This is a genomic window from Microbispora sp. H10949 (genome assembly GCF_014161435.1).
Lineage (GTDB): Bacteria > Actinomycetota > Actinomycetes > Streptosporangiales > Streptosporangiaceae > Microbispora > Microbispora triticiradicis.
In genome coordinates this window covers 477,179-499,422 of sequence record NZ_JABBWZ010000002.1, presented here as the reverse complement: position 1 = coordinate 499,422, position 22,244 = coordinate 477,179, and the positions used below count along the sequence as shown (strand labels likewise).

Below are 22,244 nucleotides of genomic sequence, written 5' to 3'. Positions count from 1 at the left end.
CCGCCCGTCCTCACGGAGGCTCTGAAGTGATCGGCAAACCCGTGGTCCCCCTGTCCCGCAGGTGGACCACCCGTCTCGCGGCGCCGGTGGCGGCGGCCTTACTGCTCGGCCTGTTCCAGGTGCCGCGCGCGGCGGAGGCGGCGCCGGAGGGCCCGCACCGGCCCGGCGACGTCTCCTCGGTCTCCGGCCGTACGGGGAGCGCGCGGCCCGCCGGGAAGGACCCCGAGGCGGGCACGGCGTGGCGGGCACGTGCGGCCGCCTGGCCGGAGCCCGGCACCGCCACCGTGCGCCCTTCCGGCACCGGCAGGGCTCGCGCGGGCGATCTTCCCGTCTCCGTCGGCGTGCCCGCCGATCAGGCCGGCGGCGCAGGGACCGGCGCAGGGACCGGCACCGTCGCCGTGCAGGTGCTCGACCGCAAGGCGACGGCCGGACTCGGCGTGGACGGCGTCGTCGTGCGGGTCGCCCGCACCGACGAGCAGGCGGCCGGACGGGCCGACCTCGAGGTGGACTATTCGAGCTTCGCGGACGCCTACGGCGGTGACTGGGCCTCGCGGCTGCGGCTGGTCCAGCTGCCCGCCTGCGCGCTGACCACCCCTGGCGCCCCCGCGTGCCGGGCCGCGACTCCCGTCCCGAGCGAGAACCACGGCGGGAAGGTCACCGCCGTCGTCCAGGCCGCGCCCGCAGCCGGTGACGACGCCGCGCGATCGTCGTCGGCGGCGGGCGCGGCGACGGCCGCGGCGGGCGGCTCGGTGTACGCGCTGACGGCGGCCCCCTCGGGCGGGTCGGGCGACTTCACCGCGAGCTCCCTGTCGCCGTCGGCGACCTGGTCGGGCGGTGGCTCGACGGGCGAGTTCTCCTGGTCGTACCCGCTGCGCACGCCCCCGGGGCTGGGCGGGCCGATGCCGCAGCTCGCGCTGTCCTACTCCTCCGGCAGTGTGGACGGGCGCACCGCCTCCACCAACAACCAGACCTCCTGGATCGGCGAGGGCTGGGACCTCACCTCCGGCGGGTTCGTCGAGCGCCGCTACAAGTCCTGCGCCGACGACGGGGTGACGCCGAAGACCGGCGACCAGTGCTGGGCGTACGACAACGCGACCGTCACCCTGGGCGGCAAGGCGAGCGAGCTGATCCGCGACGACGCGACCGGCGTGTGGCGGATGAAGAACGACGACGCCGCCAAGGTGGAGAAGCTCACCGGCGCCACCAACGGCGACGACGACGGCGAGCACTGGAAGATCACCACCACCGACGGCACGCAGTACTTCTTCGGGCTCGCCCGGCTGCCCGGCTGGGCGTCCGGCAAGGCCGAGACCGACTCCACCTGGACGGTCCCGGTGTTCGGCGACGACTCCGGCGAGCCCTGCCACGGCTCGACGTACGCCGCGTCCTGGTGCAGGCAAGCGTGGCGGTGGAACCTCGACTACGTCGTCGATCCGAACGGCAACGCCGCCACCTACTGGTACGCCAAGGAGACCAACTACTACGCCCGCAACCTGGCCACCGCCACCTCCTACGACCGCGGCGGCTATCCGAGCCGGATCGACTACGCGCAGCGGTCCGACAGCCTGTTCTCCGCCTCCGCGCCGGCCCGCGTGACCTTCGGTGTGGCCGAGCGGTGCCTGCCCGACTCGTCGTTCGACTGCGCCGCGTCGAAGTTCACCACCGCGAACGCCGCACACTGGCCGGACGTGCCGATGGACCAGAACTGCGACTCCGGGCAGTCGTGCACCGGCAAGGTCTCGCCGACGTTCTGGTCGCGCAAGCGGCTCACCTCGATCACCACGCAGATCTGGTCCGGCAGCGCGTACGCCGACGTCGACACCTGGACCCTGACCCACCTGTTCCCGGGCGCGGGCGACGGCACCGACCCCGCGCTGTGGCTGGACTCCGTCCAGCAGACCGGGAAGGCCGGCGGCAGCGCCGCCCTGCCCGCGGTCACGTTCGGCGGCGCGCAGATGCACAACCGGGTCGACGGCACCGAGGGCCTGCCGCCGTTCACCAAGCGGCGGATCACCGTCGTCTCCAACGAGACCGGCGGTCAGATCTCCGTCACCTACTCGGGCGAGGAGTGCGAGGCCGGTCAGACCCCGGCTCCGGACGCCAACACCAAGCGGTGCTTCCCGCAGTACTGGACGCCCGAGGGCGCGAGCGACCCCATCAAGGACTGGTTCCACAAGTACGTCGTCACCGAGGTCAGCGAGATCGACCGCACCGGCGGCGCGCCCTTCACCACCACGGGCTACGAGTACGTCGGCCCGGCGGCCTGGCACTACGACGACGACGACGGGCTGACCAAGGAGAAGTACAAGACCTGGTCGCAGTGGCGCGGGTACCAGAAGGTCCGCGTCTACGAGGGCGACCCGGACGGGGAGCGGTCGCTCACCGAATACCTCTACTTCCGCGGCATGGACGGCGACAAGACCTCCTCGGGCACCCGCTCGGCGAGTGTGACCGACTCCGAGGGCACGGCCAGCACCGACGACGACTGGCTGCAGGGCGTCGTCCGCGAGGCGACCACCTACACCCGCGCGGGCGGCACGGTCCTGGAGGGGACCATCTCCGACCCGTGGACGCGCGGCCCGACCGCCACCCGGGTCCGCTCCTGGGGCACCAGCCGCGCCTACATGGTCGACACGGCCAGGACCCGGACCCGCACCGCGCTGACCGCGGGCGGGTGGCGCCGCACCGAGACCGCCACCGCCTTCAACAACGACGCGCTCGCCACCCAGGTGAACGACCTCGGCGACACCTCCACCGCGGACGACGACCAGTGCGTGCGCAACACGTACGCCCGCAACGACAGCAAGTGGATCATCGACACGCTCGCCCGGGTGGAGACGGTCTCGGTGGCCTGCTCCGTCACGCCGGACCGGTCGAAGGACCTGCTGTCGGACGCCCGCATGTCCTACGACGATCTCGCCTTCGGCGCGGCACCGACGAAGGGCGACGTCACCACCACCGAGAAGCTCGCCGGCTACGACGGCTCGCCCTCGTACGTCACCGTCGCCACCACGAAGTACGACGCGTACGGGCGGGTGGTCGAGGTCGCCGACGCGGCCCAGCACAAGACGACCACCGCCTACACCCCGGCCTCCGGGGGCCTGGTCACCAAGACGACCGTGACCAACCCGGCCGGTCACGTGACCACGACGGAGATCCGCCCCGAGTGGGGCGCCACGACCGGAGTCGTGGACCCGAACGGCAAGCGGACCGACGTGACGTACGACGCGCTCGGCCGGACGAGCCAGGTGTGGCTGCCGACCCGGCCGAAGGCGAGCAACTCCACCTCGCCCAGTGCGAAGTACTCCTATCTGGTCCGCACCGACAAGCCGGTCGTGGTGACCACCGAGACGATCCGCAACGACGGCACCTACACCACCGGCCACACCCTGTTCGACGGGCTGCTGCGGGCGCGGCAGACGCAGGCCCCCGCCCCCGGCGGCGGCCGTTTGATCACCGACACCTACTACGACAGCCGCGGCCAGGCGGTGAAGGCCAACCAGCCCTACTTCAACGACCAGGCCCCCGCCACCACCTTGTGGGAGGTGGGCAACGACGCCGACATCCCCGGCCAGACGCGGACGCAGTACGACGGCGCGGGACGGCCGACCGCTTCCATCTTCCTGGTCCACAACGTGGAGAAGTGGCGGACCACCACCGCGTACGGCGGCGACCACGTCGACCTCACCCCGCCCGCCGGGGGCACGGCGACCACCACCTACACCGACGCGCGCGGCCGGACGACCGAACTGCGGCAGTACAAGGGCGCCACCCCGACCGGGGCCTACGACGCCACCCGCTACGCCTACACCCCGGGCGGGCAGCTCGCGAAGGTGACCGACCCCGCGGGCAACCAGTGGTCGTACGGCTACGACCCGCGCGGCCGGCGGGTCCGCGCCGACGACCCCGACAAGGGCCGCACCACCTTTACGTACGACGACCTCGACCAGCTCGCCTCCAGCACCGACGCGCGGGGCCGGACCCTCGCCTACACCTACGACGTGCTGGGCCGCCCGACCGGCAGGTACGACGGGTCGCCCACCGGCACGAAGCTCGCCGACTGGACGTACGACACGCTGGCGAGCGGGACCTCGGTCAAGGGGCTGCCGGTGGCCTCGACCCGCTACGCGGGCGGCCAGGCGTACACGACCAAGGTCGACAGCTACGACGACGCCTACCGCGCCACCTCCACCACCGTGGTCGTCCCGGCCGCGGAGGGCAAGCTGGCCGGGAGCTACCAGTACGGCGCGTCGTACAACGTCGACGGCACCCTGTCGGGGTCGGCGATTCCCGCGGCCGGCGGCATGCTGCGCGAGGTCATGCTGTACGGCTACGACGAGCTCGGCAACCCGGTCACCACAAGCGGCCTGACCAGCTACGTCACCGACACCAAGTATTCCAAGCTGTCCCAGCCGCTGTGGCAGACGCTGCGTACGAGCAGCACCGGCAAGCGGGTGATGCGGTACTTCTACTTCGACGAGGGCACCAACCGCCTCAACCGCGTCCTCACCCAGCGCGAGACCGCCCCCGTCGGGATCAGCGACCTCAACTACGGCTACGACGCGGCCGGCAACATCACCTCGATCGCCGACAAGCCGTCCGGGCAGACCCCCGACGTCCAGTGCTTCACCTACGACCACCTGCGGCGGCTGACCGAGGCCTGGGCACAGGGCGCCGAGGACTGCGCCGCCGCCCCGTCCACGTCCGTCCTGGGCGGGCCCGCGCCGTACTGGTCGTCGTTCGGCTACGACGCGACCGGCAACCGTACGCGGGAGGTGCGGCACAGCGGGAGCGGGGACGTCACCCGCACCTCCACCTTCCCCACCGCCGGGCAGCCGCAGCCGCACACGCTGCGCACAGTCGCGACGGCCGGCGGCCCGAACGACGGGCAGAGCGACGGTTACGGCTACGACGCGGCCGGCAACACCACCGGCCGCACCGCCGGGGCCGTGCAGCAGACCCTCGAATGGGACACCGAAGGCCACCTCGCCAAGGTGACCGAGGCGGGCAGAACCACCTCCTATCTGTACGACGCCGACGGCAACCGGCTGATCCGCCGCGACCCCGCCGGCACCACTCTCTATCTGCCCGGGCAGGAGGTCCGCCTGGACGCCGCCTCCCAGGCCGCCTCCTACACCCGCTACTACAGCCACGGCGGGGCGCAGGTCGCGGTGCGGACCAAGGCCGGCCTGTCCTGGCTGGCCCCCGACCCGCAGGGCACCGCCACCGCCGCGGTCGACGCGTCGACGCAGACGGTCACGCTGCGCCGCTTCGACCCGTTCGGGCAGGCCCGGGGGACCGTCCCCACCGCCTGGCCCGGCGAGAAGGGCTTCGTCGGAGGGACGATCGACGCCTCCACCGGGCTCACCCACCTCGGCGCCCGCGAGTACGACGCGGCGGCCGGGCGGTTCCTGTCGGTCGACCCGCTGATCGACGTCGCCGACCCGCAGCAGATGAACGGCTACGCGTACGCGAACAACTCGCCGGTCACCTCCAGCGACCCCGACGGCCTCATCCCGGAGGACTACGCCAACGGCCGCAACGGCGGCTACCGGGGCTGGCAGCAGGACGTCGCGGCGGCCAAGGCCCACCGCCCGATACGCTCGCACCCCAGCTACCGGCCCGTCGGCCACTACTCGGCGACCCCGGTCTACCACGCGCCCAAGCCCACCTGCGGCACGTGGAACTTCGGCTGTCACATCCGCAAGGCCGTCAGCACGGCCGGGCAGTGGGTCGCCGAACACAAGACCGTCATCGTCTCCACCATCGTCGCCGTCGGCGTCGGCCTGGCCTGCGAGGCGGTCACGGCGGGAGCCGGCACCGTCGGCTGCGCCATGCTCGCCGGAGCCGCCGCCCATCTGGTCTCCGACGCGATGCAGGACAACATCCACAGCGTCGGCGACGCCCTGAGATCCGCCGCCATCGGATCACTGGAAGGCCTCGCCGGAGCCGGCATCGGCAGGGCGATCGGCGCCGCCGTCAAGGCGGCGGCGCCCTCGATCCGCGCCGCCGTGGGCGGGAGGGCCGGCCGGGTCACCGCCGCGGCCGAGGGCCGCTCGGCGCCCGCGGCGTGCAACAGCTTCGTGCCGGGCACGGCGGTGCTGCTCGCGGACGGATCCACCAAGCCGATCGAGGACGTCCAGGTCGGCGACCGGGTGAAGAGCACCGACCCGGAGACCGGCGAGACCGGCTCGCGCCCGGTGACCGCCCTGATCCACGGCTACGGCGACAAACACCTCGTGCGCATCGCCATCGCCGACGGCACGAAGACCGGCACGGTCACGGCCACCGACGGCCACCCCTTCTGGGCCCCGGGCCGCCGCGCCTGGGTCGACGCCAGAAACCTCAAGCCCGGCATGTGGCTGCGCACCAGCGCCGGCACCCTCGTCCAGATCACCGCGATCAAGAAGTGGACCGCCCACCACCAGCACGCCCACAACCTCACCATTGCCGACCTCCACACCTACTATGTGGTGGTCGGCAACACCCCGGTACTCGTCCACAACACCGGTGGGCTTTGTGGGGAGTACGCGAACTTTTATGGAGGTTCGGAAGGCGGGGTAATGGCCACCGCCAAGGACGGAGTCCTCAGTCTGGCAATTGAAAAAGGCCCGACAACTCCGCGTGGTTCCCAAATGTTCGACGACGCAGTCAACCACTTCGGCGTGAATAACATTTCCGCGATCGAAGGAAAATGGGTGCCCGCGATGCCGAGCAACCTCAATACATTCAATCAAATGGTTCGAGGTGGCATGCCCCTTGAAGAGGCTGCAGCAAATACCTTCACCGGCAAGATGGCGGCACGGCACGGCTTCACGAATATCCAGGTACAGAACGTCGTAGGCGACCCGGGCGCCTACACGAACGTCCTGGTCCGCTTCGTACGGTAGGGGGTTGTAATGGAAGGCGTTGCAGCTGACGTTCGTCAGCGCATTCGGGAAGGATGCCGTTTCATTGATTTACTCAGCTTTCTCGCACTGAACGAATCCTTCAAACTGACTCCCCTCAACCTGATGAGGGTTCTCAGCGAAGCAATCGGGCTGTCCATGGTCGAGTCTCGTGAGATGGTTTCAATGTTCGACGAGAACTTTGCTCCACTGGTGCCAGATGCGGATATCGAACACCAATGGCGAGCGATCCTGGATGGCCGCAGGGAAACCTGAGCCTGGATCCCCGGGCCGAAAGGTGACTGAAGTGTCCCGAATATGCGGAGAGGTGCCCTCCGAGCTTGGAGTCAGGAGGTCAGATAAGTGGCGACGTACGAGGATCTCTCGCCGTGCACCTACTGGAAGGACGCGAATCAGCCCGCACCTCACAACGGCGTGAGGATGCTGAACTTCGGATGGCTGGGCAGGGGCCGGGAGTTTGAGACGGGGCGATGCGCTCCCGCGGTCCTTGCCATCCTCAACCGCCTCGCCTCGACCCCGCAGGATGTCATGCGGGGACTCCACTACTGCGAGTTCTGTGAGGAGGAATCACCGATCAGGATCCCTGTGCCGGGAAGCCGGAGTGGACATGCCTGGTTGGGGACCGGAGAAATTTACGTTGCCGCAAAGGACGGCGTTGTGTATTCAGCTCCGACGCTCATCGTGCACTACATCGACAAGCACTCCTATCTCCCCCCTGCCGAGTTCATCGAGGCAGTGCTCCGCCTACCCTGATCTCACGACGTCATCCGGAACCGAGGTCTGGGTGAATCCGAACGCCACCAAGCACATCTGGGAGGAGACGCGTGGTCTCGCCTTGTCAAAGCCGTATGCGGAACAGGCCCGGCTGAGCAGCCTCGCGGACGCCATCGACAACGTCGAGATCGGTAACTGGGAAAATATGATGCGCTCGGGCTGGGACATGCCGCAGGAGCTCAGGGCGCCAACCGTTTCACCGGCCATGAGCTGAACGAATTGATGCGGGGTCTCCGCGTCAAGGGCCGGTCCACTAGACAGAGCCGACATCGGCGCGAGCGCGGTGCGCGGATCAGCATCGATCGGATCCCGGCGGATCGGAGTGGCGCTAACCCTCGACGGCGCGTTGGTAGGCGGCGAGGTGGGCCTCGGCGGAGTGCTTCCAGGTGAACTCGCGCGAACGGGTGACTCCGGCCGCGGCCAGGGACGCACGCCGTTCCGGCGACTCCAGCAGGGCCCGCAGCGCTCGCGCGATGCTGTCGGCGTCGGGTTCGGTGTAGACCACGGCGTCGCCGCCCACCTCCGGCAGCGAGGCCCGGTGGGTGGTCAGCACAGGCGCCCCGCAGGCCATCGCCTCCAGCACCGGCAGCCCGAACCCCTCGCACCGCGACGGCGAGGCGACCGCGAGCGCACCGCCGAGGAAGCCCGGCAGGTCGGCGAAGGGCAGGTAGCCGGGGCGCACGACCTTCACCCGGGGCGGCAGCGCGGCCACCGCGGCGTCGACCTCCTCGTCCCAGGCCGGACCGCCCGCCAGCACCAGCGCGGGCGGGTCGGACAGGTGCGCGACCGCACGGCCGAAGCCGGTCACCAGGTTCGGCACGTTCTTACGCGGCTCCAGCGCGCCCAGATAGGCGACGTACGGCCGGCCGTGCAGGCCGATGCGGCCCGCCACCCGGCGCACGTCCTCGGGCGCCGGCGGGTGGAACAGCGCCGAGTCGACCCCGTGGTAGGCGACGTCGATCCGGGTGGGGTCGGCGGCGAGCACCCGGACCAACTCGTCCCGGGTGGCCTTGGACGGCACGATCACCCGGTTGGCGTGGCGGACGGCCGTACGGGTGGCCGACCGGAAGAACGAGGCCCTGACGGGGTCGTGCAGGTCGGGGTCGGTGAACGAGGTGGCGTCGTGGACGGTGACCACCGTGGGCAGGCCGGAGCCCAGCGGGATGGAGTAGTAGGGGGCGTGGATCACCCGGGCCCCGGCCTGCCGGGCGAGGACGGGCAGCCCCGTCTGCTCCCAAGCCAGCCGCTTGTCCCGGTTGGTGATCGCGGGTGGTCCGGAGAGGATCCGCGCCGCGGGCGCCAGCGCCGCGTACCGCTCGGCGTCCGCGCGCTGGCAGACCAGCGCGAGATCGGCGCCCGCCTCGTGCAGGGCCGCGACCAGACCGTCGACATACCTGATGAGGGCGCCGCGATCGGCGGGGACGGCGGCGGCGTCGACGAGCACTCGGGGTGTCAAGTGAATCGCTCCCCTCACTGGGCCCGCTCCGGCGGAGCTCCCCCCCGTCCTCGCGGTCCCGCTGTTCCGGCAGGTGTCCGGCAGGGACCCTCGGGCCCACGCCACGCACGGACGCCTGCCCAGCATCCCTCCCTTGTCACTCTATTTCCGGCCTCCCCCGAAACGTGAGTGATATCACATGGGGGTTGTCCTCCAGGATGCGCAAATCCGCACCCAATCCACGGAATCAGGCTCGGATGACGGGTTCCTCCCGCGTACGGGTGGATCGGCGGGCGGCGAGTCCGGCGGCCCCGGCGCACACCAGGTCGCCGAGGGACACGAGCAGCCGGGAGCACAGCGCGGCGGCGATGGCCGCAGGCCGGTCGAGCACGGGCGCGAGCGCCGCGACCATCGCGGCCTCGCGCACACCCGCCCCGGCCGGCGCCACGATGAAGACGAACCCCAGGCACCAGGCGAGCGCGAACGCGCCGACGCTCAGGACCAGGGCCGGCGTCCCCTCCGCGCCGAGGCCCCGCACGATCAGCGCCAGATGCACGCCGTACGCCGCCCAGCCGGCCAGGGCCCAGCCCGAGGCGACGAGCAGGCCGCGGCGCGAGAGCGGCCGTTCGAGCGGCTCCCTGCGCAGCCGTCGCAGCCCGAAGGCGATGACCCGGTTGACCACGGCGGGATGCAGGGCGGCGGCGAGCACGGGCACGAGCAGCAGGAGCCAGGCATACCGGGCGACCGACTGCCCGGCGAGCACCGGCAGCGTGACGGCGGACACCAGCAGGCCGGTGCCCAGGTAGACCGGGTAGGTGAGGAAGAAGGCGGCCGCGCTCCGCGAGCGGGGCACGCCGTGGTCGCGGCCCATCTCCATCTGCGCGAGCATCGGCCACACCGACCCGGGGATGTACTTGCCGAGCTGGCCCACGAAGAAGATCTTCGCCGCGTCGGTGAACGCGAGCGGCGAGCCGAGGTCGGCGAGCAGCGCCCGCCACATCAGCATTCCCGCGAGCAGCGCGCCGAGCACCGCCGCCAGGGAGCCGGTGAGCGCCGCCCAGTGCAGCCGGGCGAAGCCGTCCGCCACGGCGCTCCACTGGCCCGCGACGGCCCAGATCCCGAAGCCGAGGGCGACCAGCAGGAACAGCGTGCGTACGAGCTTGCGGCGGTTCATCGCGACGTGCGCACCGGCTCCGGCGGCTGCGGAAGCGCCGCGCCGAGCGGACGGCGGGGCGTCTTGGTGGCCACCCACAGATAGGTGGGGACGACCGGCAGCAGTGCCCGCAGCACCGGGCGCGGGGTGCGCTCCAGCGTGGCCTTGGCGGCGCGGCCCACGGCGCCGGGGAACAGCTCGCCCCCCGCGAACCGCTCGGGCGCGGCCAGCACCGGGAACGTGTAGTCCCACACGTGGAAGTCCGCGAGCATCCGCCGCAACCCCGGGCGGGTGCGGAAGCGCTCGTAGTAGTGGTCGGCCCGGCCGGACGCCCGCACGTACCGGTCGGCCGCGGCGGGCGGCAGGTACGACAGGAAGGGCAGCTTGTAGTGCGGCTCCATCACGCCGAGCCGGTTGCCCAGGCCGAGGTAGAGCACGCCGTCGTCGGACAGCACCCGGTGCATGTCGGCGATCACGGCGTCGGGGTCCACGACGTGCTCGTAGATGTGGTTGAAGACCAGCACGTCGACCGAGCCGTCCGGCAGCGGCAACCGGGAGCCGTCCGCGCAGACGAACCCGACCCGGGATCCGAAGCGGTCGGCCGCCCTGCGCAGCCCGGGGACGTCGATGTCGAGCCCGAGCGTGCGGCGCGCGCCCGCGGCGGCCAGTTCGTCGGCGATGAACCCGGCCGAGCACCCCACGTCGCCGACGGTCAGCCCGGACAACGCCTCCTCGGGCTTGCCGGCGTCCCTGCCGAGGAAGTGCGCGAGCACCGCGATGATCTTCGCGGCCTTGCGGCGGCGCTTCTCCTCGTCGAGCATCGCGCCCTGGAACTCGGAGTACTCCAGCTGGGCCGCGCGTTCCCCGCTCACCGGTCGATCACCCTCGCGTCCTGACGGTCGTCCACGCTGCCCAACAGTACCCGTGCCCGCCCCGCCCCCGTCGCCGATCAACCCACGCTGTGGACAACCCGCGCGGCGGACCTACCCGCGGGTAGCGTCAGGCCGTACCCTGTGCCCGTGCCGCGCCTGCCGAACCGCCTGCGCTCCGGCCCGCTGCCGCGCGTGCTGCTCGCCCTGGCCGCCCTCGCCTTCCTGGCGTACGGCCTCGCCCGGAACGGGACGGAGACCTGGGCCGCCCTGGAGCGGCTGTCGTGGTGGTCGCTCGGGGTCTCGTTCCTGGCCGTGCTCGCCGGGCTGGCGTTCATGCTGGTCGCCTGGCGCGACATCCTCGCCGGGCTCGGCTCCCCGCTGCCGCTGCGCGTGGCCGCGCGGGTGCTGTTCGTCGGCCAGCTCGGCAAGTACATCCCCGGCGCGGTCTGGGCGTTCGCCGCGATGATGGAACTCGCGCGCGACCACGGGGCGCCGCCCCGGCGGACGTTCGGCGCCACCGCCCTCGGGCTGGTGACCTCGCTGGGCTGCGCGCTCGCCCTCACCGCGGCCACGCTGTCGGGGCAGATCGCGCGGGAGGCGTGGTGGCTGCTCGCGCTGGTCCCGCTCATCCTCGTCGGCCTCCACCCGCGCGTCCTGGCCTGGGGCCTCAACCTCGCCCTCCGCGTCGCCCGCCGGGACCCGCTCGACCGGGTGCCCAGCGGGGCGGACATGACCAGGGCCGCCGCGTGGACGATGGCGGGCTGGCTCGTGTACGGCGTGCACCTGTGGGCGCTGGTGGGCGGCCTGCGACCCGGCGGCGTGTCCCTCTACGCGATCGCGGCCGGGGCGTACGCGCTGGCCTGGTCCACCGGCATCCTCACGGTCGTGGTCCCGGCCGGGATCGGCGTGCGGGAGGGCGCGATGGTCGTGGCGCTCGCCCCGCTGCTCGACACGCCCAGCGCCCTGGTGGTCGCCGTGGTGTCCCGGGTGATGTTCACCCTCGCCGACGTCACCTGGGCCGGCCTCGGCTTCCTCCTCGCCCGCGGGGTCCGCGCCGAAGCGCCGGGCGACCTCTCCGCCCGCACCCGATGAGCCGCCCGCGCCCAGTGAGCCGTCCGCGCCCAGTGAGCCGCACGGCCCCGCTGAACGGCTCCCCCGCTGAGCAGGCTTCGCGGCCCGGCCCCGAGCCGCCTCCTGGCTCAGTCGCGACGAGTCCCCTGGCCGCTCAGGCCGGCGGCGCGGCGGCGAGCAGGGTGTCCAGGTACACGGCCCAGTGCGGCTCCGGATCGATGGGCGCGACGCCCGCCCGCAGCCGTTCCGGGGTCCCGGGCTCGTAGAACCTCTTGATCGCCTCGGCCAGCGCCCCGGCCGAGCCCGGCTCCACCAGCAGGCCGTCCACGCCGTCGCGGACGTTGTCCGGCAGCGCCCCGACCCGGGTGGCGATCACCGGCACTCCGTGCTCGTGCCCGAGCCAGACGTTCTGGCTGGCCGTCGCCGAACGGTACGGCAGCACCAGCGCGTCCGCCTCGGAGAACAGCCCCGGCACGTCGTCGGCCGCCACGTACCCCGGCCGCAGGTCGACCCGTCCGGCCAGGCCGAGGCGGCCGATCAGGGCGCGGGTCTCCTCCAGACCGCCCCAGAACTCGCCCGCCACGGTCAGCCGCACGTCCGGCACCTGCGCGAGCGCCTCCAGCAGCAGGTCGAGCCCCTTGTACGGCCGGACGATGCCGAAGAAGAGCAGCCTTCCGTACGGCTCGCGGCCCTCGCCGGTCCGGGCGCCGCGCGCGGGCAGGTGCGGCGCGAGCGCGGCCACCCGCACCGGCGCCGCGGTGAGCCCGCGGGCGAGGTCCGCCTGCTGCTCCGAATGCGCGAGCACGCCGTCCACCCGGCGCAGCAGCGCCTTCACCAGCGGCCGGTCGTACGGCTTGCTCTCGTGCGGCAGCACGTTGTGACACAGTGCCACGACCCGGGCCCGGCGGCGCAGGCCGTACAGGATTCCCAGGTAGGCGGGCACCTGCACCGGGCTGAGCACCGCGAGCACGACGAGGTCGGCCCCGCGCAGCCGCCGCCCGCAGGCGACCCAGCCGTCCGGCCTGCGCCAGTCGAGGTCACGGCGGGTGACGGGGTACGGCTCGCCCTCCGGGCTGTCGATCGTCTGCTGCCCGGGATACAGGAAGGACGGGTACTGCGCCCGCCACGACTCGATGACGACGTCGTGCCCGGCCGCCCGCAGCCGGTGGGCCAGTTCGGTGGTGTGCTGCGCCCCGCCGCCCTTGTACGGATACGTCGGGCCGACGATCGCGATCCTCAAATGTCACCCCTGGATCGCACGATCAGGTCGGCCAGCAGGGCCACCGCCCCGATCAGCATGCCGGACAGGAAGGTCACGACGGTGTTGCTGGTGAGGTAGAAGGCCAGGTGGCTGATCATGTCGTACACGCCCTTGACCAGGCCGATGCCGACCAGCCAGAGCGCGGGCGGCATCAGCACCTTGAGCGGGTTGAAGTACATGATCATCCGCAGCACCTGCAGGATGTAGCGGTAGGCGTCGGAGACGAAGTTGAACTTCGACTTCCCGGCCCGCTTCGCGTACTCGATGGGCAGGTAGTAGACGTCGTGCTGGTTCGACATGAACGCCAGCGTGATCGTCGTGACGCAGGAGAAGCCGGGGGGCAGCAGCCGCAGGTACGGCTTGGCCACCGACTTGCGGAAGGCCCGCAGGCCCGAGTTGAGGTCGGGGATCTTCTGCCCGGCCAGCCGCTCGGCGACCTTGCGGATGAACCACTTCGCGGGCACCCGCAGGAACTTGTGCGAGCCCTCCTCGGTGGTCCGCGCGCCCACGACCTGGTCGATCGTCTGGTCCTTCTCCAGGATCTGGACCAGCTCGGGGATCCGCTCGTTCGGGTAGCTCATGTCGGCGTCGGTCCACACGACGATCTCGCCGCGTGCCTCCTGGCTGCCGATCCGCCGTACGGTGCCCGACCCGCCGTTGCGGTGGAACGCCCTGATCCGCATGTTCGGGAAGCGCGGCGCCGCCTCCTGCAGGCGCGCGAGCGTCTCGTCCGTGGAGCAGTCGTCCACGGCGAGCAGTTCGTACGTGTAACCGCTGGCGTCCATCGCGGCGGAGATACGCTCGACCTCGTCGACGACGTGGTCCTGCTCGTTGTAACAGGGCAGGACAATCGTGACGTACGGTGTCTGTGCGGGAGTCACGGCGCTTCCAGAGGTCTCGGGCGTGGTCACGTCCGGCAAGGGTACTCTCCCCCGCCAAGTGACGGTCTCACTTCGAATCGCTCGGCCTCGGAGCCGGAGGGCGGTTCCTCGGTCACAGGGGAGTCCACACGCCGAACCCTGGATCTATCCGGTGGGAACGGTCGTCCAGACGTCGATGCCGAGCGACCAGGTGCCGTTGGGCGCGTCGGCCAGCGACCGCTCGTCCTGCCGGGTGCGCAGGCTCATCACCCGGCTCGCCGGGCCGTACGCCATGAGCTGTTCGGGCTCGGCCGCGAGCAGCACGGGCACCCGGCCGGTACGCCGGACGGCTCCCGTGAGGCGCAGCACGTCGGCGGGGCGCGGCACGTCGGAGCCCTGGGGGTGGCCGACCCGGGCCACCGGCAGGCCGCACTCGCCCCGCACGACCTGCGTGAGGCGGTCGCCCGTGACCCGTTCCACGATCAGCACCGAGGCGTCCTTCGGCAGCGCGCCGCACAGGCCCGCCACCGCCGCGGCCTCGCCCCGGTTGACCGGCGTGAACGCCGTCCCGATCGAGGTGATCGCGGGAGGCACGACCAGCAGCAGCGCTCCCGCCGCGGCGGCCGCCCGCGAGCGCCACGGCCGGGCGGCGAACCACCCGAACGGCCCTGCGGGCTCGCCCGCGAGCCGCTCCCGCAACCGTCCGGAGAGCCAGCGGAGCCCCCAGACGGCCAGCAGCACCAGGCCTGGAATGACGACCGGCACCAGCCTGCGGGAGGCGAAGGGATGGTCGGGGGTGATCGCGGGACGCCAGAGCGTCGTCACCGTCGTCCAGCCGATCACGGCGAGGGGCAGCAGCCAGGCGAACTCGCGCCCCCTGACCAGGCGGTGGGCGAGCACCGCCGCCGCGACGGTCGCGAGCACGACGACGGGAACGCCGACGTACCAGAACAGCCAGCCGAGGGAGTGTTCGTAGTACAGCCGTGAGCCGTCGGGCGCCAGGCCGTTGGCGATCTGCGTCTTCTCGATGAACTCCGACGTGAGCCGGTCCTCGGGCGTGACCGCGACGCGCCGCACGGTCTGCACCCACGGCCGTACGGCGAAGCCCGCCATGACCAGCACGACGAGGGCCGCCGCGGCCCCGGGCAGCCACCGGGCACGGGGGACGGACGACCGCGTACGCGACGCGAGCCACGGAGCGAGAGCGGCGCCGGCGGCCGTGAGGACCACGACGACGGCGCAGATCGCCAGGAGGGGCTTGAGCGAACCGGACAGATAGGCGAGATAGGGCCGGGCGAGGACGTAGCCATCCGTGAAGCCCCACGTCGCGCCGACGGCCAGACCCAGCAGGAGGGGCACGCCGAGCCGGCCCTCCGCCCTCCGGTTCCCGGTGATCCTGGCCAGCGCGACCAGCACCCCGGCGAGGACCAGGACGGGCAGCACGTCACGCAGGCCGTCGATGCGGACCAGCAGCGCCAGCCCGAACGACAGCCCCGCGAGGGCGGCGGGCACGAAGCCCGGACCCATCCGCCCCGCGGGCGCGGCCGGCTCTTCGTCAGGCTCCGGCTCCGGGCGGGAGGGCGTGGCCCGGAGCCGGGTCCGCGCGTCGAGCAGCAGGTTCATCCCGCCGAACAGCAGGATCAGGGAGGGGATCTCGCTGAAGGTGGTCCGGGACGTGTAGAGGACCGGCAGGCTGACCGCGAAGACGAGGGCCGCCAGGGGCGCCGAGCGCGGGCCCGCCAGCCGCGCCGCGGTCCCCGCGACGGTGAGCACCGCGAGCGCGCCCAGCACAGGCGGCACGAGCAGCAGGCCGGGCACGCCGCCCAGCCAGTGGCCGATCGCGTGGATCATGGGCGGTCCGGCCATGAACTGGGGGACGATCCCGCCGTCGACCAGGTAGAAGCCCATGCTGCCGAAGCGCAGGGCGGGATCGGGGCCGCCGAAGTCGCCCACCGGGATCGGCAGCGACCCGTGCCGGGCCAGCCAGACGGCGTACTGCGCGTACGTCGCCGGATCGCGCCGGACGATCAGTTGCTCGCCGTGCAGGAACCCGTTGAGGACCCCCGACCCGAGGGCCACGGCGAGGACGGCCGCCGTCGGCCATCGGTGCTCCGTCGCGACCCCGGGGAGGCGACGCAGGCCGTACGCACACAGCACGACGGCCGCTCCACCGCCCAGCAGCGTCATCGGCAGCGGCCGGAACCAGCCGAGCAGCAGCAGCGGCAGCCCGGCGAGCAGCCATCCGCACAGCGCGAGCGCGGGCACGACGGAGACGGCCGCGAGCACCCTGCCCGCCGCCCTCCCTGCCACCCCGTCGGCCGCCTTGCCCGCCACCCCGTCCACGGGACCGCCGCCCGGCAGCCGCGTACGCCCACGACTGTTCGCTGGAATGCAGCCGAGACTATCGGTCCGCCCCGGCACACGCCCTCTCCCCGCCGTCCCCCACCACACGCGTCGCCGTCGCCCACAGACACGACTGCGGCGCACAGAGCTGTTGACGCGTCGAATGACATAAGTAACTCTTATATTGGCAGTATGGCATGGGAGATCACGCTGCACGCCGAGGTGAACGCCTGGTTCCTCGACGTATGCAAGAACGACCCAGTCACTGCGGAGAAGATCGAGGAAGCGTTAGACGAGCTCGCTGTGCAAGGTCCGAAACTCGGTCGTCCGCTGGTCGATCGGATCCACCACTCTCGTGTCCTGCACAACCTCAAAGAGCTACGGCCACGGGTTCCCGGAGAGGCGGAGATCCGCCTGCTGTTCGTCTTCGACCCCACGCGGGAGGCGATCGTGCTGGTCGCCGGTGACAAGGCAGGGGAGTGGAACCGGTGGTATCGCACAGCGATCCCGTTGGCTGAGGCACGGTACGCCGCATACCGTGCCGAGAAGGAGAAGGAGGAACGGGGATGACCGAGTTCGTGAAGTGGTCGGACACCAAGGCCAAGATCCGCGAGATCGCCCCTGATTGGGACTCCCCCGAGCGGGTGGCGGCTCGGGAGGCCAGCCGCGAAGAGTTGCGGGCAGAGTTGCGCGGCGCCCAGCTCGCCGAGATGCGCAAGCGCCTGGGCATCTCCCAGAAGCTCCTCGCCGAACGCATGGGCATTTCTCAGGCGCGTGTGTCCCAGATCGAGCACGGCCAGATCGGTGGGCTGGACACGTTGCGTGCCTATGTCGTCGCGTTGGGCGGCACACTGGACGTCGTGGCCGACTTCGGCGATCACACCGTGAAGGTGGCCTGAACCGTCCACTGCGACCGGTAAGACGTGTGATCCAGGAGAGCGCGACGCCGTTCCGCTCCGCTGCGTGCGCTGGTCCGCGCTGAGGCCCGAGCACTGCGGGCGACTCCGGTAGCGTACGCCGGGAAGCGGGCAGGGGGGCGAGTGCAGGTGTCGGACAGCGGGAGCGGGTCTCCCGCGCGGGGGCGGCTCCCGAGGCAGCCGCTCCCCGCGGAACCGCTCCCGAGCGGACGAGAGGAATCGCCGCCCGGCGATCCGTGCGTGAGCGAACCGGGCGTGAGCGAACCGCGCGTGAGCGGGGCGCTACGAGGGGGATCGCTCTCGGGCGAACCGGCCGAGTCGCTCACAGCCGACGCGAGCACAGCAGGCGTGAGCGGACCGCTCCGGGGCGAACCGGCTGAATCGCTGCCCGGCGCAGTAGGCGTGAACGAGGCGTTCTGGGGTGAGGAGCGTCCGGGGTGGGGTGAGCGGCTCCGGCGCTGGGGGCGCGGGCGGCCGGCCCCCCGGGACCCGGTGCGTCCGATGGCCTGGGCGCGCGAGGACCTCCCGGGCTGGGCGCGCCGGCACCGGTGGTTTCTCGGGGTCTTCGGGCTGGGTGCGCTGCTGCGGCTGGTGACCGTGCTCGGCTACCGGCCCGCGCTGTGGTTCCCCGACTCCTACACGTACGTGGTCACCGCGATGCGGCCGAGGCCGGACCTCGTCCGGCCGGCGGGTTACTCGATGTTCCTGCGGCTGTTCGAGGCGTTCCACAGCTTCGCCCTGGTGGTGACCGTCCAGCACGTGCTGGGGCTGCTCGCCGGCGTGATGGTCTACGTGACCGTCCTGCGGCGCGGAGGCCGCGCGTGGGCCGCCGTCCTGGCCTGTGCGCCGGTGCTGCTCGACGCCTACCAGATCGAGCTGGAGCACCTGCTCGTCTCCGACTCGCTGTTCACGTTCCTGCTCGTCGCGGCGGTGTGCCTGGCGATGCGCCGGCGGCTGACGGCACGTGCGTCCGCCGCGCTCGGCCTCCTGCTGGCCGCCGCCACGTTGACCAGGACCGTCGGGCTCCCGCTGATCGCCGTCTTCGCGCTGTTCCTGCTCGCGTACGGCATGCGGCGGGCGGGCGCCGCGGCGGGGACCACAGCGGAGACCACGGCGGAGACCGAAGGAACGGCGCGGCCGAGCACGGTACGGCCGGGCGGGGTGGTGGCCGCGATCGTCCTGCCCTTCCTGGTGACCGCGCTCGTGCCGGTCGCCGCGTACGCGGGCTGGTTCTACGCGAGCCACCAGCGGCTCGGGATCATCGGCTCGAACGGCGTCTTCCTCTACGCCCGGACGATGTCGTTCGCCGACTGCGCGGTGATGGACCCGCCGGCCGACCTCGCCGTGCTGTGCGATCCCCGGCCGCCCGCGTCCCGCCCGGTGTCCCAGGAGTACATCTGGGACGCCGCGTCGCCCCTGGTCCGGCTGCCCGGCATCACGTTCACCAAGGAGACCGACACGCTGGCCGGGAGGTTCGCCTCGCTCGCGATCCGCAGCCAGCCGCTCGACTACCTCCGTACGACCCTGACCGAGCTGGGCCGGTCGTTCACGCCCGGGCGGCCCGTCTACCCGGACGCCGACACCTACGGCTACTACCGTTTTCCCGCGACCGTGCCGCCGCCGCCCGGCCGGTATCCCGCGCTGGTGGGCAAGGAGTTCGCCCGGCGCTACGAGCAGGGGCCGCTCACCGTCCGCATCTCCGAGCCGCTCGCGGGCTGGATGCGGGGCTACCAGCGGGTGGCGTGGCTGCCCGGGGCCGCGCTGCTGGCCGTCCTCCTGGTGCCGCCCGCCGCATGGACGGCGAGGCGGGCGACAGCGGCCCGAAGGGCTCCGGGCGCCCCGGAACCCGGGGGCTGGGGGCTCGCCTGGGCGACGGCCTGGGCACTGCTGCTCGTTCCCGCCGCGACGGCGCAGTTCGACTACCGCTACACGCTGCCCGCGGTGCCGCTCGCCTGCCTGGCCGCCGCGCTGGCCGTCACACGGCCGGCCGCCTCGGCTGCCCCGCCGGCATCGCGAGGCGGCCGCGAGGGCGCGTGACCGGCCATCCCTTCGGAAGCGCCGCCAGGATGTTGTGACCTGCTCGAACAGCTTCGGGAACACCAAATCGGGGTAAAGACAAACTGATTCTGATACCCAAAATGTCGGTGTTTAGTATGCTCTGGCCCTGGATCATGGGGGGCAGTGGCGCGGCGCAGGCCGGGCCTGGATCCTCCCAATCGTGGCGCCCGCAGGCTCTCCCGTGACCTACGCTCGGAGCGCGCCCTGTGATCGCCAGGCAAGGAGGACAAGTGTGCGAGCGAAACGTTGACCCTGTCCGCCTCTCGCCCACTCGTCCGGCCGCTTCCTGGGCGGGCCCGAGGTGAGCGAGCGCAGGCGCGTCAACCCGCCCGCCGGGCCTCCTTCTCCCGCCTCCGCCGACCAGAGGGTCTGGGGTCCCCCCGGCGACGGCTCGTACGGCGGCGCCTTCCACCCGCCGGCGCGTGACGGCCGGACGGCGGCCGCTCCCGTGCCCGCCGGCTACGCCGACCTGCCGGCCGACCCCGCGGGCTACGCGGACATGCCGCGCGGGCGCAGGCGGCAGCAGGACGGCCTTCCTCCCGACGCGCAGGAGGGCGGCCGTGGACGCCGCCGCTCCGGCCAGCGCCCCGAGCCCCGTCACGAGCCGGGTAACGGCCCTGGTTATGGGCCGGGTCATCAGCCCGGCTACGAGGCCGGTTACGAGCCTGGTTACGAACCCGTACGCGAGACCCGCCGCCCCGCCGGTGACGGCCACGAGAGCGAGCCGTCCGGGCGGCGGGGCCGCAGGCGCGGCGACGAGGAGACCGCTTACAGCGCCTCTCCCACTGGACCCGGCGGACCCGGGCCAGGGCCAGGCGGACCCGGCGGACCCGTCGAACACGCCGGCCGCAGGCGGCGCGAGTCCGGCGGCGACCGTGGACGACGTGGCTCGGGCGGCGACGGCCTGCCCCCGGACGACGAGCCGCCCCGGCGACGCGGGCCGGGCGGCGGCCGGTCGCGCCTGAGCATCGCCGGCTGGATCAGCATCGCGATGACCTGCGTGCTGGTGATCGGCACGCTGACGGCCTACAAGGTCTACCGGAGCACGCTCGGCCTGATCAACAGGGGCGCGTCCACCGACGAGCTCGACAAGAACCGCCCCGTGAGCCCGACCGGTGCGATCAACGTGCTGCTCGTCGGCTCGGACACCCGCGCGGGCGACAACAAGAGGTACGGCCAGCACCTGGTCAACGACGGCGAGCGCACCGACACGATCATGCTGCTGCACGTGTCGCCCAACCGGGACGCGGCGACGCTGCTGAGCTTCCCCCGCGACTCGATGGTGCTGATCCCCGCCTGCTACTCCCGCAACAAGACGCTGATCCCCGCGCACACGGGGATGATCAACTCCGCGTTCTCCGACGGCGGGATGATCTGCACCCGCCGCACGATCGAGAGCCTCACCAACATCCGCATCGACCACTTCATGAAGGTGGACTTCACCGGCTTCAAGAACATCGTCAACGCGCTCGGCGGCATCCAGATCTGCCTGCCGCAGGCGGTCAACGACAAGAGTTCGAAGCTCACGCTCCCCGCCGGCAAGCAGGTCGTGATGGGTGAGGCCGCGCTGGGCTACGTACGGCTGCGGCACATCGGCGACGGCAGCGACATCTCCCGCATCAAGCGCCAGCAGGTCTTCATCTCCCAGGTGGTGAAGAAGGCGACCAGCAGCGCGCTGCTCAGGGACGTGGGCAAACTGCAGAAGTTCATCGCCGCCGCGGCGCGGTCCGTCACGATGGACGACGCGCTCAACACCGAGGAGCTCATCAAGATCGCGACGAGCGCGCAGAAGCTCTCGGCCAAGGGCTTCAAGGCCACCACGGTCCCGTGGGAGCCGTACGCGGCCGACAAGAACCGCGTGCAGTGGAAGCAGCCGGCCGCCGGCAACCTGTTCCGGGCCATCGCGAACGACACCGAGGTGACGCCCACCGCCTCCGCGAGCCCGGCCGCGTCCGCCACCGCCTCGCCGAGCGGCCCGGTGGTCACCAAGCCGCAGCAGGTCAAGGTGCAGGTGTTCAACGGCACCAACAGGTCCGGCCTGGCCAAGGAGGTCGCCGAGGAGCTCACCGGGCTCGGCTTCAACGTCGTCGGCGTCGGCGACGCGAAGAAGCCCGACGGCAGCGACCAGCCCAAGACCATGGTCCGTTACACCGGCCAGGGCTGGAACTACTCCAAGATCCTGATCGGCAAGCTGCTCAACCCCGTCTCCCCGGAGACGGGCAAGGCGGCGACCGGGCCGGTCACGCCGTTCACCCCGGCGTCGCCGCCGCCGGACGCGCCCAAGGGCCGGGTGCGCGGGCCGATCGTCCAGCTGGTGATCGGCGCCGACTGGAAGGGCGTGCGGATTCCCCTCCAGGTCGGGGACAACGCGGTCACCTCCGACACCGACATCTGCTCCAGCTAGGAACGGCCGCGGAGGGCCGGACACGACGGATACACGTGGGTTACGTCCGGCCCCCGGGGCGACACAGGTGTCCAAGAACGTTAGGGTGGTGATCTGGCGAACGCGCCCCGTTCGCCCGTTCGGCTGATGCGCCGGGGCGCCTTCGCTAGTGTCCGAAAGGACGCGGTGCACGCCTCGGGTGCCCCTGA

15 protein-coding genes are annotated in these 22,244 nt (G+C 71.9%); 9 read left to right on the top strand and 6 right to left on the bottom strand.

Annotation, left to right across the window (positions count from 1 at the left end; all coding sequences use genetic code 11):
• Positions 1–26 precede the first annotated feature (26 nt).
• From HHX40_RS37560 to HHX40_RS06445, 4 genes are all read left to right on the top strand, one after another.
• Positions 27–6,890 (top strand): polymorphic toxin-type HINT domain-containing protein, encoded by a 6,864-nt coding sequence (locus HHX40_RS37560; protein ID WP_182879773.1) that lies wholly within the window; start codon positions 27–29, stop codon positions 6,888–6,890.
• A 9-nt stretch (positions 6,891–6,899) separates the two neighbouring features.
• The gene (locus tag HHX40_RS06455; protein WP_182879772.1) at positions 6,900–7,163 is read left to right on the top strand and encodes a hypothetical protein; all 264 of its coding nucleotides are present in this window, start codon (positions 6,900–6,902) and stop codon (positions 7,161–7,163) included.
• Between the two features lie 87 nt (positions 7,164–7,250).
• Positions 7,251–7,661 (top strand): hypothetical protein, encoded by a 411-nt coding sequence (locus HHX40_RS06450; RefSeq protein ID WP_182879771.1) that lies wholly within the window; start codon positions 7,251–7,253, stop codon positions 7,659–7,661.
• 31 nt (positions 7,662–7,692) lie between these two features.
• Positions 7,693–7,896, top strand: coding sequence for a hypothetical protein (locus tag HHX40_RS06445; RefSeq protein ID WP_182879770.1), 204 nt, complete (start codon positions 7,693–7,695; stop codon positions 7,894–7,896).
• Between the two features lie 114 nt (positions 7,897–8,010).
• Here the strand turns inward: HHX40_RS06445 and HHX40_RS06440 are convergent, their stop codons facing one another.
• From HHX40_RS06440 to HHX40_RS06430, 3 genes are all read right to left on the bottom strand, one after another.
• On the bottom strand, positions 8,011–9,138 hold the full coding sequence (locus HHX40_RS06440; RefSeq protein WP_182879769.1) for a glycosyltransferase family 4 protein: 1,128 nt from the start codon (positions 9,136–9,138) through the stop codon (positions 8,011–8,013).
• 226 nt (positions 9,139–9,364) lie between these two features.
• Positions 9,365–10,291, bottom strand: a complete 927-nt coding sequence (locus HHX40_RS06435) for a lysylphosphatidylglycerol synthase domain-containing protein (RefSeq protein ID WP_182879768.1) — start codon at positions 10,289–10,291, stop codon at positions 9,365–9,367.
• On the bottom strand, positions 10,288–11,142 hold the full coding sequence (locus tag HHX40_RS06430) for a class I SAM-dependent methyltransferase (protein ID WP_310737966.1): 855 nt from the start codon (positions 11,140–11,142) through the stop codon (positions 10,288–10,290). The genes HHX40_RS06435 and HHX40_RS06430 overlap by 4 nt, the downstream gene beginning before the upstream one ends.
• A gap of 147 nt (positions 11,143–11,289) precedes the next feature.
• On the opposite strand from HHX40_RS06430, the gene HHX40_RS06425 reads away from it, so the two are divergent.
• The gene (locus HHX40_RS06425; protein WP_310737965.1) at positions 11,290–12,234 is read left to right on the top strand and encodes a lysylphosphatidylglycerol synthase transmembrane domain-containing protein; all 945 of its coding nucleotides are present in this window, start codon (positions 11,290–11,292) and stop codon (positions 12,232–12,234) included.
• Positions 12,235–12,367: 133 nt separating this feature from the next.
• Here the strand turns inward: HHX40_RS06425 and HHX40_RS06420 are convergent, their stop codons facing one another.
• From HHX40_RS06420 to HHX40_RS06410, 3 genes are all read right to left on the bottom strand, one after another.
• Positions 12,368–13,453 (bottom strand): glycosyltransferase family 4 protein, encoded by a 1,086-nt coding sequence (locus HHX40_RS06420; protein WP_182879767.1) that lies wholly within the window; start codon positions 13,451–13,453, stop codon positions 12,368–12,370.
• Positions 13,450–14,385, bottom strand: coding sequence for a glycosyltransferase family 2 protein (locus HHX40_RS06415; protein WP_310737964.1), 936 nt, complete (start codon positions 14,383–14,385; stop codon positions 13,450–13,452). Before HHX40_RS06415 ends, HHX40_RS06420 begins: the two co-directional genes overlap by 4 nt.
• A gap of 114 nt (positions 14,386–14,499) precedes the next feature.
• A complete protein-coding gene (locus HHX40_RS06410; protein WP_310737963.1) occupies positions 14,500–16,677 on the bottom strand; it encodes a hypothetical protein in 2,178 nt (725 codons plus the stop codon).
• A gap of 192 nt (positions 16,678–16,869) precedes the next feature.
• Between HHX40_RS06410 and HHX40_RS06405 the strand changes: the two genes are divergently transcribed.
• From HHX40_RS06405 to HHX40_RS06390, 4 genes are all read left to right on the top strand, one after another.
• Positions 16,870–17,247: a type II toxin-antitoxin system RelE/ParE family toxin gene (locus tag HHX40_RS06405; protein ID WP_182879766.1), complete on the top strand. Its 378-nt coding sequence runs from the start codon at positions 16,870–16,872 to the stop codon at positions 17,245–17,247.
• Positions 17,244–17,576 carry a helix-turn-helix domain-containing protein gene (locus HHX40_RS06400; protein ID WP_182879765.1) on the top strand — a complete coding sequence of 111 codons (333 nt, stop codon included), beginning with the start codon at positions 17,244–17,246 and terminating at the stop codon, positions 17,574–17,576. The genes HHX40_RS06405 and HHX40_RS06400 overlap by 4 nt, the downstream gene beginning before the upstream one ends.
• Positions 17,577–17,942: 366 nt before the next feature.
• The gene (locus HHX40_RS06395; protein ID WP_310737962.1) at positions 17,943–19,631 is read left to right on the top strand and encodes a phospholipid carrier-dependent glycosyltransferase; all 1,689 of its coding nucleotides are present in this window, start codon (positions 17,943–17,945) and stop codon (positions 19,629–19,631) included.
• Positions 19,632–19,953: 322 nt separating this feature from the next.
• Positions 19,954–22,056, top strand: coding sequence for an LCP family protein (locus HHX40_RS06390; RefSeq protein WP_182879764.1), 2,103 nt, complete (start codon positions 19,954–19,956; stop codon positions 22,054–22,056).
• The last annotated feature ends 188 nt before the right edge of the window (positions 22,057–22,244 follow it).

Excerpts from the sequence above, each read along its gene's own strand:
- HHX40_RS06400 (WP_182879765.1), top strand. The coding sequence starts at position 17,244 with ATGACCGAGTTCGTGAAGTGGTCGGACACCAAGGCCAAGATCCGCGAG.
- HHX40_RS06435 (WP_182879768.1), bottom strand. The coding sequence starts at position 10,291 with ATGAACCGCCGCAAGCTCGTACGCACGCTGTTCCTGCTGGTCGCCCTC.
- HHX40_RS06405 (WP_182879766.1), top strand. The coding sequence starts at position 16,870 with ATGGCATGGGAGATCACGCTGCACGCCGAGGTGAACGCCTGGTTCCTC.
- HHX40_RS06455 (WP_182879772.1), top strand. The coding sequence starts at position 6,900 with ATGGAAGGCGTTGCAGCTGACGTTCGTCAGCGCATTCGGGAAGGATGC.